Genomic DNA, 15,518 nt, shown 5'->3' with positions numbered 1-15,518 from the left:
AAGAAGTTGCCGACAACATGAAGAAGTATGGTGGGTTCATCCCGGGCATCCGGGCCGGCCGGCCGACGGCCGAGTACCTGAACTACGTGCTGACCCGAATCACGTGGCCGGGTTCGCTCTACCTGGGCCTGATCGCGTTGATCCCGATGATCGCCCTGGTCGCCTTCGGACAGCAGACCAACTTCCCGTTCGGCGGCACCAGCGTGCTCATCGTCGTCGGCGTCGGACTCGAAACTGTGAAGCAGATCGAGAGCCAGCTCCAGCAGCGCAATTACGAAGGGTTCCTCCGCTGATGCGTATCGTCCTCGTTGGTCCTCCCGGGGCCGGGAAGGGTACTCAGGCGCACGTCCTGGCCAAGACCCTGTCCATCCCCCACATCTCCACCGGTGACCTGTTCCGTGCGAACATCAGCCAGGGCACCCCGCTGGGGCTTGAGGCGAAGTCGTACATCGACAACGGTCGCCTGGTCCCGGACGAGGTGACCATCGGGATGGCCAAGGACCGGATGCTCCAGGAGGACGCCGCCGGCGGTTTCCTGCTCGACGGCTTCCCGCGCAACCTCGGCCAGGCCGAGGCCCTGGACGCCTTCCTCACCGAGCAGGGCATCAAGCTGGACGGCGTGCTGGACCTGGAGGTCCCCGAGGACGAGGTCGTCAAGCGGATCGCGGGCCGTCGCCTGTGCCGCAAGGACGGCAGCCACGTCTTCCACGTCGCCTACAACCCGCCGAAGGTCGAGGGCGTCTGCGACGAGTGCGGCGGCGAGCTGTACCAGCGCTCGGACGACACCGAGGAGGCCGTGCGGGTCCGCCTGGAGGAGTACCACTCCAAGACCGAGCCGATCATCGGCTACTACCAGGAGCAGGGCCTGCTGGTGACCATCCCGGCCCTCGGCAAGGTGGACGAGGTCACCGCCCGCGCGATCGAGGCGCTGAAGCAGAACAGCTGAGACTCTCGGCGAACGTACGACGGTACGGCCGGGTCGCCCGCCCCTCGCGGGTGGCCCGGCCGTTTCGGCGTCGTACGGTGGTAGCAGTGGTAATCCGGACTTGGAAGGCGTGACCAGATGGTGGAGATCAAGACCCCCGAGCAGATCGCGAAGATGCGAGCGGCCGGGCTGGTCGTCGCCGAGGCCCTGAAGGCCTGTCGCGAGGCGGTCGTCCCCGGGGTGACCACCCAGGAGCTCAACGACATCGCGGACAAGGTCATCACCGACCACGGCGCCACCTCGAACTTCCGCGCCCACCACGGCGGGCTCTGGTTCCCGGGCGTGATCTGCGCCTCGGTGAACAACGAGGTCGTGCACGGCATCCCCGGCGAGCGGGTGCTCCAGGAGGGCGACGTCATCTCGATCGACTGCGGCGCCATCCTGGACGGCTGGCACGGCGACTCGGCCATCACCGTGGCGGTCGGCGAGGTCCGCCCGGAGGTCGAGATGCTGAGCCGGGTCACCGAGGGCTCGATGTGGGCCGGCATCGCCCAGATGAAGAAGAACAACCGCCTGGTGGACGTCTCGAAGGCGATCGAGGGCTACATCCGCCGCCAGCCGCTGCCGCCCAAGGGCAAGTGGGGCATCACCGAGGGCTACGGCGGCCACGGCATCGGCACCGCGATGCACATGGAGCCGCACGTGCTGAACTACGTCGAGCGCGGCCGCGGCAAGGGCCCGAAGCTGGTCCCCGGCACCGTGCTGGCGATCGAGCCGATGGTCTCGCTCGGCACCCCGCACACCACCGTGCTGGAGGACGACTGGACGGTCGTCACCAACGACGGCACCTGGGCCTCGCACTGGGAGCACTCGGTGGCCGTCACCGAGCAGGGCCCGCTGGTGCTGACCGCCTTCGACGGCGGCAAGGCCGAGCTGGCCAAGCTGGGCATCACCGCAGCTCCGGACCCGCTCGCGTAGTCCGGGCGGCACCCGACTGCCGCCGCTGACAAGGGATCAGAGCCCTGGAGGTTTGGACCTCCAGGGCTTTTGTCCTATTTTTATGCGCTGGTAGTGGTCCGCAGTGGCTTACGAGCGAGCAGGAGACAGCACGTGCTCAAGGGATTCCGCGACTTCATGATGCGCGGCAACGTCGTCGACATGGCGGTCGGTGTGGTCATCGGTGCCGCGTTCACCGCGGTGGTGACCGGCTTCGTGTCCGCCTTCCTCACCCCGCTGGTGGGCGTGGTGGTCGGGGCGGCCGGCGACTTCAGCTCGTACAAGGCGCACATCGCCGGGGTGACCTTCCCGTACGGGCAGTTCCTCAACGTGCTGATCGCGTTCTTCATGACCGCCGCGGTGCTGTACTTCTGCGTGGTGCTGCCGATCACCAAGGCGACCGCGCGCTACATGCCGAAGAAGCCGAAGGCCCCGAAGCGCCCCTGCCCGGAGTGCCTGACCGACATCCCCGAGGCCGCCCGCCGCTGCTCGGCCTGCACCGCCCACGTCGAGCCGCTGACGGTCACCACCAAGGCCTGACGCCACGGGTGTGACGGCGACCGCTTTCCGGGGCCCCCGTTTTGGTCCACCGGACGCGCTGGCGTAGGATGGACCGTCGGCTCACTCGTAGCGTGCTTCAGCACGCCCTCTTCCCCTCGGGGGCGGGGTGAACCCAGGTTCGCACGAGCGTTCCGCATACGGTAGCCGGTCCCGGAAGGTGGATCTCGCAGTTCATGGCTAAGAAGCAAGGCGCCATTGAGATCGAGGGCACCGTGATCGAGTCTCTTCCGAACGCGATGTTCAAGGTCGAGCTGCAGAACGGTCACAAGGTCCTCGCGCACATCAGTGGCAAGATGCGCATGCACTACATCCGCATCCTGCCGGACGACCGGGTCGTCGTGGAGCTCAGCCCCTACGACCTCACGCGCGGGCGGATCGTCTACCGCTACAAGTAAGAACGTCAGATCTAGACCCGGAGAACCTGAAACATGAAGGTCAAGCCGAGCGTCAAGAAGATCTGCGACAAGTGCAAGGTGATCCGCCGCCACGGCCGGGTCATGGTGATCTGCGACAACCTGCGCCACAAGCAGCGCCAGGGCTGATCGCTCTCCCGCATTTCTCGTAGTACTTCGCGCGACGCGAAAACGTCATAAGCGGGTTACCCGATCCGTCCGTTCGCGGGCGGACTGCCGCCCCCGGTCAGAGGCCGGGGCTCCATCGTCGAGAGGCGAAGGAGTAGGTAGCACGCAAGACCTCTGAAGAACCACAGGAGCCTTGAATGGCACGCCTCGCCGGCGTTGATCTCCCCCGTGAGAAGCGGATCGAGATCGCCCTCACCTACGTGTACGGCATCGGCCGTACCCGCGCCCAGCAGACCCTGGCCGAGACCGGTGTCAGCCCGGATGTCCGCGTCCGCGACATCTCCGAGGACGACCTCGTCAAGCTGAGCCAGTACATCGACGCCAACTACACGGTCGAGGGTGACCTCCGCCGTGAGGTGGCCGCCGACATCCGCCGCAAGGTCGAGATCGGCTGCTACGAGGGTCTGCGTCACCGCCGCGGCCTGCCGGTCCGCGGCCAGCGCACCCACACCAACGCGCGTACCCGCAAGGGCCCGCGTCGCGCGATCGCCGGTAAGAAGAAGCCGGGCAAGAAGTAGTCCGTCCCGTAACCGGACATCCCTCCGGCCCGCGGGTCAGCGGACCGACCACCTCAGTAGGAGAACAGACTTATGCCCCCCAAGGGTCGTCAGGCTGCCGGCGCGAAGAAGATCCGCCGCAAGGAAAAGAAGAACGTCGCTCACGGCCACGCGCACATCAAGAGCACGTTCAACAACACCATCGTTTCGATCACCGACCCCTCGGGCAACGTGATCTCCTGGGCCTCCGCCGGCCACGTCGGCTTCAAGGGCTCGCGCAAGTCCACCCCGTTCGCCGCGCAGATGGCCGCCGAGGCCGCTGCCCGTCGCGCGCAGGAGCACGGCATGCGCAAGGTCGACGTCTTCGTGAAGGGTCCGGGCTCCGGCCGCGAGACCGCGATCCGTTCGCTCCAGGCCACCGGCCTGGAGGTCGGCTCGATCCAGGACGTCACCCCCACCCCGCACAACGGCTGCCGTCCGCCGAAGCGCCGCCGCGTCTGACGCAGCGCCTTCGGGCACGTAGGTAGTGCTTTAAACCTCGTACGGGCTCCCACGTAGTGATTAGTCGCTGCTCGCGGGAGCCCGTACGCTTGGTCCTGTCGGCATCAAATAGTGGGTGCCGAAGACAACTGGAGGAATCTCCCCATGCTTATCGCTCAGCGTCCTTCGCTGACCGAAGAGGTCGTCGACGAGTTCCGCTCGCGGTTCGTGATCGAGCCGCTGGAGCCGGGCTTCGGCTACACCCTCGGCAACTCCCTGCGCCGCACGCTCCTGTCGTCGATCCCGGGTGCCGCTGTCACCAGCATCCGCATCGACGGCGTCCTGCACGAGTTCACCACCGTGCCGGGCGTCAAGGAGGACGTGACCGACCTCATCCTCAACATCAAGCAGCTGGTCGTCTCCTCGGAGCACGACGAGCCGGTCGTGATGTACCTGCGCAAGCAGGGCCCGGGTGTCGTCACCGCCGCCGACATCGCCCCGCCGGCGGGTGTCGAGGTGCACAACCCCGAGCTGGTCCTCGCCACGCTGAACGGCAAGGGCAAGCTGGAGATGGAGCTGACCGTCGAGCGCGGTCGCGGCTACGTCTCCGCCGTCCAGAACAAGGCCTCCGGCCAGGAGATCGGCCGCATCCCGGTCGACTCGATCTACAGCCCCGTGCTGAAGGTCACCTACAAGGTCGAGGCCACCCGTGTCGAGCAGCGGACCGACTTCGACAAGCTGATCGTCGACGTCGAGACCAAGCCCGCCATGCGTCCGCGCGACGCCATGGCCTCGGCCGGCAAGACCCTGGTGGAGCTGTTCGGCCTCGCCCGCGAGCTGAACATCGACGCCGAGGGCATCGACATGGGCCCGTCCCCGACGGACGCCGCCCTGGCCGCCGACCTGGCGCTGCCGATCGAGGAGCTGGAGCTCACGGTCCGCTCCTACAACTGCCTCAAGCGCGAGGGCATCCACACCGTGGGTGAGCTCGTCGCCCGCTCCGAGGCCGACCTGCTCGACATCCGCAACTTCGGTGCGAAGTCGATCGACGAGGTCAAGGCGAAGCTGGCCGGCATGGGCCTGGCCCTCAAGGACAGCCCGCCCGGGTTCGACCCGACCGCTGCCGCCGACGCCTTCGGCGCCGACGACCTCGACGACTCGCACTTCGCCGAGACCGAGCAGTACTAAGAGAATTGGCCGCGGGGGCGGTTCCACGGAGCCGCCCCCGTCGTCGTGAAAGTCGTACGGGCACAGTGCCCGTACGCCCGCTGCGGTACCTGGTACGGCCGCAGTCGGAGATTCGAGGAGTAATTCCATGCCGCGTCCCACCAAGGGTGCCCGCCTGGGCGGTGGCCCGCACCACGAGCCGCTGCTGCTCGCCGGTCTGGCCCGTGAGCTGTTCCAGTACGGCCGCATCACCACCACCGAGGCCAAGGCCCGCCGCCTGCGCCCGCTGGCGGAGAAGCTGATCACCAAGGCGAAGAAGGGCGACATCCACAACCGTCGCCTGGTGCGCAAGACGATCACCGACGTCGCCGTGCTGCACACCCTCTTCACCGAGATCGCGCCGCGCTACGAGAACCGCCCGGGTGGCTACACCCGCATCACCAAGGTCGGTCCCCGTCGTGGCGACAACGCCCCGATGGCCGTGATCGAGCTGGTCGAGGCGCTGACCGTCGCGCAGACCGCCGTCGGCGAGGCCGAGGCCGCCACCAAGCGTGCCGTCAAGGAGGCCGACGCCAAGGTCGAGGAGACCAAGGCCGACGACGCCGCCGAGGCCGCCGAGCAGGCCTGACACCGCTAGGTGTGGTGGGCCCGTTCTCCCATTCGTGGGGGAGCGGGCCCGTTCCTTATCCCCGGGAGTATGAGCACGTGGTCAACGATTGCGCCGAGCGGCCGCCGGTGAAGGACGGCCCGGCCGACGGGTACGTCCGGGTCCGGCTGGACCTCGCCTACCAGGGCGCCGAGTTCTCCGGCTGGGCCCGCCAGAAGGGCGGCCGCCGGACGGTCCAGGAGGAGATCGAGACCGCGCTCCAGGTCGTCACCCGCAGCTCCGAGCTCTTCCCGCTGACCGTGGCCGGCCGCACCGACGCCGGGGTGCACGCCCGCGGCCAGGTCGCCCACGTCGACCTGCCGGCCGATCTGTGGGAGGCGCACCGGGAGAAGCTGCTGCGCCGGCTGGCCGGCCGGCTGCCCGGGGACGTCCGGATCTACCGGGTCGGCGAGGCGCCGGCCGGGTTCGACGCCCGCTTCTCGGCGATCTGGCGCCGGTACGCGTACCGGGTCGCCGACCACCCGGGCGGGGTGGACCCGCTGCTGCGCGGCCACGTGCTCTGGCACGACCGCCCGCTGGACCTGGACCGGATGAACGCGGCCGCGGAGCTGCTGCTCGGCGAGCACGACTTCGCCGCGTACTGCAAGAAGCGCGAGGGCGCCACCACCATCCGCACCCTGCTGGAGCTGCGCTGGGACCGCGTCCCGGTGGACGCCTACGCCGCCCAGGAGGGCTCGCTGGCGGTCGCCACCGTCCGGGCCGACGCCTTCTGCCACAACATGGTCCGGGCGCTGGTCGGCGCGATGCTGCTGGTCGGCGACGGGCACCGGCCGGTGGAGTTCCCCGGCGAGGTGCTGGCCGGCGGGGTGCGCAACTCCGCCGTCAACGTGATCCGGCCGTACGGGCTGACGCTGGAGGAGGTCGGCTACCCGCCGGACGACCAGCTGGCCGAGCGCAACCGCGCGGCCCGGCGGATGCGCACGCTGCCCGGGCAGAGCGAGCCCGTGCGGTAATCCGTTTTGGCCCGGCGCGTCCGCTTGGGAGAATCGCCTCCATGGGACACGTCGAGATTTCGCACCTGGAGTACTACCTGCCGGACGGGCGCGTGTTGTTCGACGACGCGTCCTTCCGGGTCGGCGAGGGGTCCGCGGTCGCCCTGGTCGGCGCCAACGGGGCCGGCAAGACCACCCTGCTGAGGATGATCGCGGGGGACGTCCAGCCGCACGGCGGCTCGGTGACGGTCAGCGGCGGGCTCGGCGTGATGCGCCAGTTCGTCGGCACCACCGGCCGCGAGGACCAGCAGTCCTCCCCGGGCGCGCTGCCGGCCGACGCCTCGGTGCGCGACCTGCTGGTGTCGGTGGCGCCGGAGCGGATCGCCAAGGCGGCCCGCGCGGTGGACGCCGCCGAGCTGGCGATGATCGCCCAGGACGACGAGAAGACGCAGATGGCCTACGCCCAGTCGCTCTCCGACTGGGCCGACGTCGGCGGCTACGACTACGAGACCGACTGGGACGTCTGCACCATGGCGGCCCTCGGGATGCCCTTCGACAAGGCCCAGTGGCGCGGCCTGAACACCCTCTCCGGCGGCGAGCAGAAGCGGCTGGTGCTGGAGGCGCTGCTGCGCGGCCCGGAGGAGGTGCTCCTGCTCGACGAGCCCGACAACTACCTGGACGTCCCGGCCAAGCGCTGGCTGGAGGAGGCCATCAAGGCCACCCCGAAGACCGTCCTGTTCATCTCGCACGACCGCGAGCTGCTCTCCAGGACCGCCGACAAGATCATCAGCGTCGAGTCCGGCGCGGCCGGCAGCAGCGTCTGGGTGCACGGCGGCGGCTTCGACACCTTCCACGAGGCCCGCAAGGCCCGGTTCGAGCGCTTCGAGGAGCTGCGCCGCCGCTGGGACGAGGAGCACGCCAAGCTCAAGAAGCTGGTCGTCACCCTGCGCCAGGCCGCCTCCGTCAGCCACGACATGGCCTCCCGCTACGCCGCCGCCCAGACCCGGCTGAAGAAGTTCGAGGAGGCCGGCCCGCCGGAGGCGCCGCCGCGCGAGCAGAGCATCACCATGCGGCTCAAGGGCGGGCGCACCGGCGTGCGCGCCTTCACCATGGAGCGGCTGGAGCTCACCGGCCTGATGCAGCCCTTCGACCTGGAGGTCTTCTACGGCGAGCGGGTCGCGGTGCTGGGCGCCAACGGCGCCGGCAAGTCGCACCTGCTGCGGCTGCTGGCCGGGGACACGACGGTCGCGCACACCGGCGACTGGAAGCTCGGCGCCCGGGTCGTCCCCGGCCACTTCCGGCAGACCCACGCCCACCCGGAGCTGTTCGGCCGCACCGTGCGGTCGATCGTCGAGGAGGAGCACGCGCTCAGCCGCGGCGCCGCGATGGGGGCGCTGCGCCGGTACGAGCTGGACCGCCAGGAGGAGCAGAAGTTCGAGTCGCTGTCCGGCGGGCAGCAGGCCCGGCTGATGATCCTCAAGCTCGAACTCTCCGGGGTGACGGCTCTGTTGCTCGACGAGCCGACCGACAACCTGGACCTGGAGAGCGCCGAGGCCCTGCAGGCCGGCCTGGAGGCGTTCGACGGCACCGTGCTGTGCGTCACCCACGACCGCTGGTTCGCCAGGACCTTCGACCGCTTCCTGGTGTTCGGGGCGGACGGCCGGGTGTACGAGTCGCCGGAGCCGGTCTGGGACGTGACCCGGGTGGAGCGCGAACGCTGAGTGACGGCGGGGGCCGGTCCCGGGCATTTTTGACCCGCTCCGGCCCTGCCGGTAACCTGGACGCTTGATGTGCGTATTGGCTCGCTCTATCTCACGTGAGAGGTCGGTACGCCGGAGACATCAGGTCGTCGACCAGCGGTCCCCCTTGAATTGCGTCCAAGGATGGCCAGGCTGCTCTTCCGTCCGGGTGCTCCTGTCAGGACTCACTCACTGAAAAGCGAAGGCTACGACCGTGCGTACGTACAGCCCCAAGCCCGGCGACGTCCAGCGTCAGTGGCACGTCATCGACGCGACCGACGTCGTGCTCGGCCGCCTGGCTTCCCAGGCCGCCAACCTCCTCCGGGGCAAGCACAAGGCGATCTACGCGCCGCACGTTGACACTGGTGACTTCGTCATCATCATCAACGCCGACAAGGTGCACCTGTCCGGTAACAAGAAGACCCAGAAGCTGGCCTACCGCCACTCGGGCTTCCCGGGCGGTCTGCGCTCGGTGCGCTACGACGACCTGCTGGCGAACAACCCGGAGAAGGCCGTCGAGAAGGCCATCAAGGGCATGATCCCCAAGAACAGCCTGGGCCGTCAGATGCTCTCGAAGCTGAAGGTCTACTCGGGCGACCAGCACCCGCACGCTGCCCAGCAGCCGGTGCCGTTCGAGATCACCCAGGTCGCGCAGTAATTCGGCCACCAAGCCCCCCAACACTGAAAAGAGCTGAGGAACACCGTGGCCGAGACCACTGAAACCCTTGAGGTCGACTTCGACGAGACCGTCGTCGAGGGCGAGTACACCTCCGAGGAGAGCTACACCTCCGAGTCGCTGGCCGGCCGCTTCGGCGAGGCCGTCCCCGGCGCCGGCCTGGGTCGTCGCAAGGAGGCGATCGCCCGCGTGCGCATCGTCCCCGGCACCGGCCAGTGGAAGATCAACGGTCGCACCCTTGAGGACTACTTCCCCAACAAGGTGCACCAGCAGACCGTGAACGAGCCCTTCAAGCTCCTGGAGCTGGACGGCCGTTACGACGTCGTCGCCCGCATCAGCGGTGGCGGCGTCTCCGGCCAGGCCTACGCGCTGCGCCTCGGCGTGGCCCGTGCCCTGAACGAGGCCGACGTGGACAACAACCGCGGCGCCCTCAAGAAGGCCGGCTTCCTGACCCGTGACGCCCGCGCCGTCGAGCGCAAGAAGGCCGGTCTGAAGAAGGCCCGCAAGGCGCCGCAGTACAGCAAGCGCTAATCGCCTCCCCGGGGGTGCGGTCCGCCCTGGCGGCGCACCCCCGGGTTGCGCGAAACCGTCGCCCCGGAGTACCCCGTGTACTCCGGGGCGACGTGTTCCCCGGCTACTGTGCGGCGGCCGGGATCATCGGTTGGGTTCCGAGCAGTGGTGATGGAGGACGGGACAGTGGGACGACTCTTCGGTACGGACGGCGTGCGCGGGGTGGCCAACGAGGGCCTGACGGCGGAGCTGGCGCTCGGCCTGTCGGTCGCGGCGGCCCATGTGCTCGGCGAGGCCGGCGCCTTCGACGGCCACCGGCCGGTCGCGGTGGTCGGCCGTGACCCGCGCGCCTCGGGCGAGTTCCTCGAGGCGGCCGTCATCGCCGGTCTGGCGAGCGCCGGAGTCGACGTCCTGCGGGTCGGCGTCCTGCCCACCCCGGCCGTGGCGTACCTCACCGGCGCGCTCGGCGCCGACTTCGGCGTGATGCTGTCCGCCAGCCACAACGCCATGCCGGACAACGGCATCAAGTTCCTCGCCCGCGGCGGCCACAAGCTGGACGACCGGATCGAGGACGCGATCGAGGCCCACTACCGCAAGCACACGCTGGGCGACGAGGACTGGAAGCGTCCGACCGGCGCGGCCGTCGGCCGGGTGCGCGAGTACACCGAGGGCTTCGACAAGTACGTCGCCCACCTGATCGGCGTGCTGCCCAACCGCCTGGACGGCGTCAAGGTCGTCATCGACGGCGCCCACGGCGCGGCCGCCTACGTCGCCCCCGAGGCCTTCGCCCGGGCCGGCGCCGAGGTCGTCCACACCCTGGGGGCCGAGCCCACCGGCCTCAACATCAACGACGGCGTCGGCTCCACCCACCTGGACCGGCTGCGGGCCGCGATGAAGGAGCACCGGGCCGACCTGGGCATCGCCCTGGACGGCGACGCCGACCGCTGCCTGGCCGCCGACGCCGAGGGCAACGAGGTGGACGGCGACCAGATCATCGCCATCCTCGCGGTCGCCATGAAGGAGGCCGGCACCCTGCGCGGCAACACCGCGGTGGCCACCGTGATGTCCAACCTCGGCTTCAAGCTGGCGATGGAGCGCGAGGGCGTCGAGCTGGTGGAGACCGCCGTCGGCGACCGCTACGTGCTGGAGGCGATGAAGGAGCACGGCTTCGCGCTGGGCGGCGAGCAGTCCGGCCACGTGATCCTGCTGGACCACGCCACCACCGGTGACGGCACCCTGACCGGCCTGATGCTGGGCGCCCGGCTGGCCGCCACCAAGCAGCCGCTGGCCGACCTGGCGGCCGTGATGACCCGGCTGCCGCAGGTGCTGGTCAACGTCAAGGGCGTCGACAAGTCCCGGGTGAAGACCTGCACCGAGCTGGCCGCCGCGGTCGCCGGCGCCGAGGCCGAGCTGGGCTCCACCGGCCGGGTGCTGCTGCGCCCGTCGGGCACCGAGCCGCTGGTCCGGGTGATGGTCGAGGCCGCCGACCCGGCGCAGGCCGAGACGGTCGCGCAGCGGCTGGCCGAGGCGGTGCGCACCCACCTGGGCTGAGCCCCGGACACGGCGAAGGGCCCCCGCGCGCTCGCGGGGGCCCTTCGCGTCGTGCTCCGACGGGCGGTCAGAGCTTGCGCAGCAGCGCCCGGCGGACCTTGTGGTCCGCGCCCTTCTGGAGGATCAGGGTGGCCCGGCCGCGGGTCGGCAGCACGTTCTCCAGCAGGTTGGGCTTGTTGATGGTGCGCCAGACCTGCCGGCCGTACTCCATCGCCTCCTCCTCCGGCACCTCGGTGAAGCGGCGGAAGTAGGAGTTCGGGTCCTGGAAGGCGGTCTGCCGCAGCTTGCGGAAGCGGTCCAGGTACCAGTGCTCGATGTCGTCGGTCCGGGCGTCGACGTAGATCGAGAAGTCGAAGTAGTCGGCCACCGCGAGGCGGGTGCGGCCGTCGGTGCCGGGCAGGGCCGGCTGGAGCACGTTCAGGCCCTCGACGATCAGGATGTCCGGGCGCTCCACGGTGAGCCGCTCGCCCTGCACGATGTCGTACACCAGGTGCGAGTAGACCGGTGCGCTGACCCGCTCCTTGCCCGCCTTCACGTCCGCGACGAAGCGCATCAGCGCCCGGCGGTCGTACGACTCCGGGAAGCCCTTGCGGGCCATCAGGCCGCGCCGGCGCAGCTCGGCGTTGGGGAGCAGGAAGCCGTCGGTGGTGACCAGTTCGACCCGGGGGTGCTCGGGCCAGCGGGCGAGCAGCGCCTGGAGCAGGCGGGCGGTGGTGGACTTGCCGACCGCGACGGAGCCGGCCACGCCGATGATGAACGGGGTGCGGGTGCGCTCGGTGTCGGGGGTGTCCAGGAACGTGCCCAGCGTGCCGCGCAGTTCGTGCGTGGCGTGGATGTACAGGTTCAGCAGGCGCGACAGCGGCAGGTAGACGTCGCGGACCTCGTCCAGGTCGAGGGCGGTACCGAGGCCGCGCAGCCGCTCCACCTCCTCGGCGGTCAGCGGCAGCGGCGTACGCTCGCGCAGCGCGCTCCACTCGGCCCGGCTGAGGTCCACGTAGGGGGACGGTGACGGGCCGGGCGTGGCGGCGCCCCGCGTACAGAGTTCGGTCAGCACATGCTCCATTGTGAGCCGTCGCGACGTTCACGGTGGCTGTGGTGTCGGTCACGCAGCGTTCCCGCGCGGCGGGAAAACGGCCACAGAACCGCCCTTATGCTGGCACGCATGTGCGGAATTGTTGGATACGTGGGCGCTCAGGCCGCCCTCGACGTAGTAATCGCAGGCCTGCAGCGACTGGAGTACCGGGGCTACGACTCGGCCGGTGTCGCGGTGCAGGTCCAGGACTCCGAGGGCCGGTGGAGCCTGGCCACCGACAAGCGGGCGGGCAAGCTCGCCAACCTGGAGAAGTCGCTCGCCGAGACCCCTCTGCCCGGCGGCACCACCGGCATCGGGCACACCCGCTGGGCCACCCACGGCGGCCCGACGGACGCCAACGCCCACCCCCACCTGGACGACCGGCAGCGGGTGGCCGTGGTGCACAACGGCATCATCGAGAACTTCGCCCAGCTGCGCGCCGAGATCGCCGAGCGCGGCCACACCCTCCGGTCGGAGACCGACACCGAGGTCGTCGCCCACCTGCTGGGCGAGGCCTACGCGGGCGACCTCGCCGAGGCCATGCGGGTGGTCTGCCGTCAGCTGGAGGGCGCCTTCACCCTGGTCGCCGTGCACGCGGACGCCCCGGACGTGGTCGTCGGTGCCCGCCGCAACTCGCCGCTGGTGGTCGGCCGCGGCGAGGGCGAGAACTTCCTCGCCTCGGACGTCGCCGCGTTCATCGCCCACACCCGTGAGGCGATCGAGCTGGGCCAGGACCAGGTGGTCGAGCTGCGCCGCGAGGGCGTGACCGTCACCAACTTCGACGGCACCCCCGCCGACGTGCGCGAGTACCACGTCGACTGGGACGCCTCCGCCGCCGAGAAGGGCGGCTACGACTACTTCATGCTCAAGGAGATCGCCGAGCAGCCGAAGGCGGTCGCCGACACCCTGCTCGGCCGGATCGGCACCGACGGCCGGCTGACCCTGGACGAGCTGCGGATCTCCGACGCCGACCTGCGCTCCGTCGACAAGGTCGTCATCGTGGCCTGCGGCACCGCGTTCCACGCCGGCATGATCGCCAAGTACGCGATCGAGCACTGGACCCGCATCCCCTGCGAGGTCGAGGTCGCCTCCGAGTTCCGCTACCGCGACCCGATCATGGGCCCGGGCACGCTGGTCATCGCCATCTCGCAGTCCGGCGAGACCATGGACACCCTGATGGCCCTGCGGCACGCCCGCGAGCAGGGCGCCAAGGTGCTGGCGATCTGCAACACCAACGGATCCACCATCCCGCGCGAGTCGGACGCGGTGCTGTACACCCACGCCGGCCCGGAGGTCGCGGTCGCCTCCACCAAGGCGTTCCTGACCCAGCTGGTCGCCTGCTACCTGGTCGCCCTGTACCTGGGCCAGGTGCGCGGCACCAAGTGGGGCGACGAGATCTTCGCCGTCATCAAGGAGCTCGGCGACGCGCCGAAGCAGGTCGAGCAGGTCCTGGAGACCATGGAGCCGGTGCGCGAGCTGGCCCGCTCGCTGGCCGACGCCCGCTCGGTGCTGTTCCTCGGCCGCCACGTCGGCTTCCCGGTGGCCCTGGAGGGCGCGCTCAAGCTCAAGGAGCTGGCGTACATGCACGCCGAGGGCTTCGCGGCGGGCGAGCTCAAGCACGGCCCGATCGCGCTGATCGAGGAGGGGCTGCCGGTCGTGGTGGTCGTGCCCTCGCCGCGCGGCCGGTCGATCCTGCACGACAAGATCGTCTCCAACATCCAGGAGATCCGGGCCCGCGGCGCCCGCACGATCGTGATCGCGGAGGAGGGCGACGAGGCGGTCGTCCCGTACGCGGACCACCTGATCCGCATCCCGGTCACGCCGACCCTGCTCCAGCCGCTGGTCTCCACCGTCCCGCTGCAGGTCTTCGCCTGCGAGCTGGCCACGGCCAAGGGCCACGAGGTCGACCAGCCGCGCAACCTGGCGAAGTCGGTCACCGTCGAGTAGTGACTCCTACGGCGTCCCTGCGGTGGCTGCGTCCTACCGCAGGGGCGCCGTCGTGCTTCCCGCGGGATAGCGTCGGCGGTAGCCGACCGCTGAAGGAGTTCCCGCATGCGTCATGCACACCCTGTGGAAACCGTCCGGGCCGCGGAGGCCGCGCTGATGGCGCGGCTGCCGGAGGGGACGCTGATGCAGCGGGCGGCCGCGGGGCTGGCGGCGACGTGCGCGCGGCTGCTGACCCGGCGTCGGGGCAGGGTGTACGGCAGCCGGGTGGTGGTGCTGGCGGGCAGCGGGGACAACGGGGGTGACGCGCTGTACGCCGGGGCCGCGCTGGCCCGGCGCGGGGCGCGGGTGACGGCGGTGCTGCTGGCGGCCGAGAAGGCGCACCTGGGCGGGCTGGCCGCGCTGCGGGCCGCCCGCGGCCGGGTGACGGCGGAGCAGGACGTCGGCCTGGCCGACTTCTCGCGCGCGGACCTGGTGCTGGACGGCATCGTCGGCATCGGCGGCCGGGGCGGGCTGCGCCCCGGGGCGGTGCCGTACGCGCGGGCCGAGCGGCCCGGGATCGTGGTCGCGGTGGACCTGCCGAGCGGCGTGGACGCCGACACCGGCGAGGTGCCGGGCGCGGCGCTGCGCGCGGACGTCACGGTCTGCTTCGGCACGTACAAGCCCGGGCTGCTGGTCGACCCGGGGGCCTCGTACGCGGGGGTGGTGCAGCTGGTCGGGATCGGGCTGGAGCTGCCGGAGGCCGGGGTGACGGCGCTCCAGCACGCGGACGTGGCGGCGCTGCTGCCGGTGCCGGGCACGGAGAGCGACAAGTACCGGCGCGGCGTGGTCGGGGTGGCGGCCGGGTCGGCGACCTACCCCGGGGCGGCGCTGCTGGCGGTGGCCGGGGCGCTGCACGGCGGCGCGGGCGCCGTCCGGTACGTGGGCGCCGCCGCCGAGGAGGTGGTGCGGCGCTTCCCGGAGACGCTGGTCACCGAGGGCGGGCCGGCCGGGGCCGGGCGGGTGCAGGCCTGGGTGGTCGGGCCGGGCGGCGGCGAGGGGGCGCGGCAGGCGCTGACCGAGGCGCTGGCGAGCGACGTCCCGGTGCTGGTGGACGCGGACGGGCTGACCGAGCTGGGCCGGCTCGGCCCGGACGCGCTGGCCGGCCGCACCGCGCCCACCCTGCTCACCCCGCACACCGGCGAGGCCGCCCGGCTGCTCGCGGGCGCCGGGGGCGGAAC

Annotated in this window: 17 protein-coding genes and 1 pseudogene; 17 read left to right on the top strand and 1 reads right to left on the bottom strand. The window is 70.7% G+C overall.

Annotated elements, in window-relative coordinates; genetic code table 11:
- The 15 genes and pseudogenes from ABZW03_RS23125 to glmM form a co-directional block, all read left to right on the top strand.
- Window positions 1-293 (top strand): annotated as a pseudogene (locus ABZW03_RS23125) (preprotein translocase subunit SecY); the annotation flags it as partial.
- Entirely contained in the window at window positions 293-946 is a 654-nt protein-coding gene (locus ABZW03_RS23120) for an adenylate kinase (protein WP_355261353.1), read from the top strand. The pseudogene ABZW03_RS23125 and the gene ABZW03_RS23120, both read left to right, overlap by 1 nt.
- A gap of 117 nt (window positions 947-1,063) precedes the next feature.
- Window positions 1,064-1,903: a type I methionyl aminopeptidase gene (gene map, locus ABZW03_RS23115; protein WP_355261350.1), complete on the top strand. Its 840-nt coding sequence runs from the start codon at window positions 1,064-1,066 to the stop codon at window positions 1,901-1,903.
- Between the two features lie 132 nt (window positions 1,904-2,035).
- Window positions 2,036-2,461 (top strand): large conductance mechanosensitive channel protein MscL, encoded by a 426-nt coding sequence (mscL, locus tag ABZW03_RS23110; protein WP_355261347.1) that lies wholly within the window; start codon window positions 2,036-2,038, stop codon window positions 2,459-2,461.
- Window positions 2,462-2,655: 194 nt separating this feature from the next.
- Window positions 2,656-2,877: a translation initiation factor IF-1 gene (gene infA / locus ABZW03_RS23105; RefSeq protein ID WP_003956442.1), complete on the top strand. Its 222-nt coding sequence runs from the start codon at window positions 2,656-2,658 to the stop codon at window positions 2,875-2,877.
- Window positions 2,878-2,910: 33 nt separating this feature from the next.
- Window positions 2,911-3,024, top strand: a complete 114-nt coding sequence (gene rpmJ / locus ABZW03_RS23100) for a 50S ribosomal protein L36 (RefSeq protein ID WP_003956441.1) — start codon at window positions 2,911-2,913, stop codon at window positions 3,022-3,024.
- A 176-nt stretch (window positions 3,025-3,200) separates the two neighbouring features.
- Window positions 3,201-3,581 (top strand): 30S ribosomal protein S13, encoded by a 381-nt coding sequence (rpsM, locus tag ABZW03_RS23095; RefSeq protein ID WP_355261344.1) that lies wholly within the window; start codon window positions 3,201-3,203, stop codon window positions 3,579-3,581.
- 72 nt (window positions 3,582-3,653) lie between these two features.
- Window positions 3,654-4,061, top strand: a complete 408-nt coding sequence (gene rpsK / locus ABZW03_RS23090) for a 30S ribosomal protein S11 (protein ID WP_014136257.1) — start codon at window positions 3,654-3,656, stop codon at window positions 4,059-4,061.
- 144 nt (window positions 4,062-4,205) lie between these two features.
- Window positions 4,206-5,228 (top strand): DNA-directed RNA polymerase subunit alpha, encoded by a 1,023-nt coding sequence (locus ABZW03_RS23085; protein ID WP_049649049.1) that lies wholly within the window; start codon window positions 4,206-4,208, stop codon window positions 5,226-5,228.
- 127 nt (window positions 5,229-5,355) lie between these two features.
- On the top strand, window positions 5,356-5,835 hold the full coding sequence (rplQ, locus tag ABZW03_RS23080; RefSeq protein WP_355261341.1) for a 50S ribosomal protein L17: 480 nt from the start codon (window positions 5,356-5,358) through the stop codon (window positions 5,833-5,835).
- Window positions 5,836-5,912: 77 nt separating this feature from the next.
- Entirely contained in the window at window positions 5,913-6,827 is a 915-nt protein-coding gene (truA, locus tag ABZW03_RS23075; RefSeq protein ID WP_355261338.1) for a tRNA pseudouridine(38-40) synthase TruA, read from the top strand.
- 41 nt (window positions 6,828-6,868) lie between these two features.
- Entirely contained in the window at window positions 6,869-8,527 is a 1,659-nt protein-coding gene (locus ABZW03_RS23070; protein ID WP_355261335.1) for an ATP-binding cassette domain-containing protein, read from the top strand.
- Between the two features lie 232 nt (window positions 8,528-8,759).
- Window positions 8,760-9,203: a 50S ribosomal protein L13 gene (gene rplM, locus ABZW03_RS23065; RefSeq protein WP_030055846.1), complete on the top strand. Its 444-nt coding sequence runs from the start codon at window positions 8,760-8,762 to the stop codon at window positions 9,201-9,203.
- A gap of 45 nt (window positions 9,204-9,248) precedes the next feature.
- The gene (rpsI, locus tag ABZW03_RS23060) at window positions 9,249-9,752 is read left to right on the top strand and encodes a 30S ribosomal protein S9 (RefSeq protein ID WP_350519922.1); all 504 of its coding nucleotides are present in this window, start codon (window positions 9,249-9,251) and stop codon (window positions 9,750-9,752) included.
- 165 nt (window positions 9,753-9,917) lie between these two features.
- Window positions 9,918-11,282 carry a phosphoglucosamine mutase gene (glmM, locus tag ABZW03_RS23055; RefSeq protein ID WP_355261332.1) on the top strand — a complete coding sequence of 455 codons (1,365 nt, stop codon included), beginning with the start codon at window positions 9,918-9,920 and terminating at the stop codon, window positions 11,280-11,282.
- 67 nt (window positions 11,283-11,349) lie between these two features.
- Here the strand turns inward: glmM and coaA are convergent, their stop codons facing one another.
- Window positions 11,350-12,345, bottom strand: a complete 996-nt coding sequence (gene coaA / locus ABZW03_RS23050; protein WP_355261329.1) for a type I pantothenate kinase — start codon at window positions 12,343-12,345, stop codon at window positions 11,350-11,352.
- A 99-nt stretch (window positions 12,346-12,444) separates the two neighbouring features.
- Here coaA and glmS point away from each other — a divergent pair, with 99 nt between their 5' ends.
- The gene (gene glmS, locus ABZW03_RS23045; protein WP_355261326.1) at window positions 12,445-14,301 is read left to right on the top strand and encodes a glutamine--fructose-6-phosphate transaminase (isomerizing); all 1,857 of its coding nucleotides are present in this window, start codon (window positions 12,445-12,447) and stop codon (window positions 14,299-14,301) included.
- Window positions 14,302-14,406: 105 nt separating this feature from the next.
- A partial coding sequence (locus tag ABZW03_RS23040) for an NAD(P)H-hydrate epimerase (protein WP_355261323.1) occupies window positions 14,407-15,518 on the top strand: 1,112 nt, incomplete at its 3' end.

Source organism: Kitasatospora sp. NPDC004799 (genome assembly GCF_040609095.1).
Taxonomy (GTDB): Bacteria; Actinomycetota; Actinomycetes; order Streptomycetales; family Streptomycetaceae; genus Kitasatospora.
This window is presented reverse-complemented; position numbering and strand designations above follow the sequence as displayed.

What these genes read in the sequence shown, in the direction of transcription:
- ABZW03_RS23120 (WP_355261353.1), top strand. Translation starts at nt 293, where the DNA reads ATGCGTATCGTCCTCGTTGGTCCTCCCGGGGCCGGGAAGGGTACTCAG.
- ABZW03_RS23070 (WP_355261335.1), top strand. Translation starts at nt 6,869, where the DNA reads ATGGGACACGTCGAGATTTCGCACCTGGAGTACTACCTGCCGGACGGG.
- infA (WP_003956442.1), top strand. Translation starts at nt 2,656, where the DNA reads ATGGCTAAGAAGCAAGGCGCCATTGAGATCGAGGGCACCGTGATCGAG.
- ABZW03_RS23085 (WP_049649049.1), top strand. Translation starts at nt 4,206, where the DNA reads ATGCTTATCGCTCAGCGTCCTTCGCTGACCGAAGAGGTCGTCGACGAG.
- rplQ (WP_355261341.1), top strand. Translation starts at nt 5,356, where the DNA reads ATGCCGCGTCCCACCAAGGGTGCCCGCCTGGGCGGTGGCCCGCACCAC.
- rpsK (WP_014136257.1), top strand. Translation starts at nt 3,654, where the DNA reads ATGCCCCCCAAGGGTCGTCAGGCTGCCGGCGCGAAGAAGATCCGCCGC.
- coaA (WP_355261329.1), bottom strand. Translation starts at nt 12,345, where the DNA reads ATGGAGCATGTGCTGACCGAACTCTGTACGCGGGGCGCCGCCACGCCC.
- rpsM (WP_355261344.1), top strand. Translation starts at nt 3,201, where the DNA reads ATGGCACGCCTCGCCGGCGTTGATCTCCCCCGTGAGAAGCGGATCGAG.
- rpmJ (WP_003956441.1), top strand. Translation starts at nt 2,911, where the DNA reads ATGAAGGTCAAGCCGAGCGTCAAGAAGATCTGCGACAAGTGCAAGGTG.
- glmS (WP_355261326.1), top strand. Translation starts at nt 12,445, where the DNA reads ATGTGCGGAATTGTTGGATACGTGGGCGCTCAGGCCGCCCTCGACGTA.
- map (WP_355261350.1), top strand. Translation starts at nt 1,064, where the DNA reads ATGGTGGAGATCAAGACCCCCGAGCAGATCGCGAAGATGCGAGCGGCC.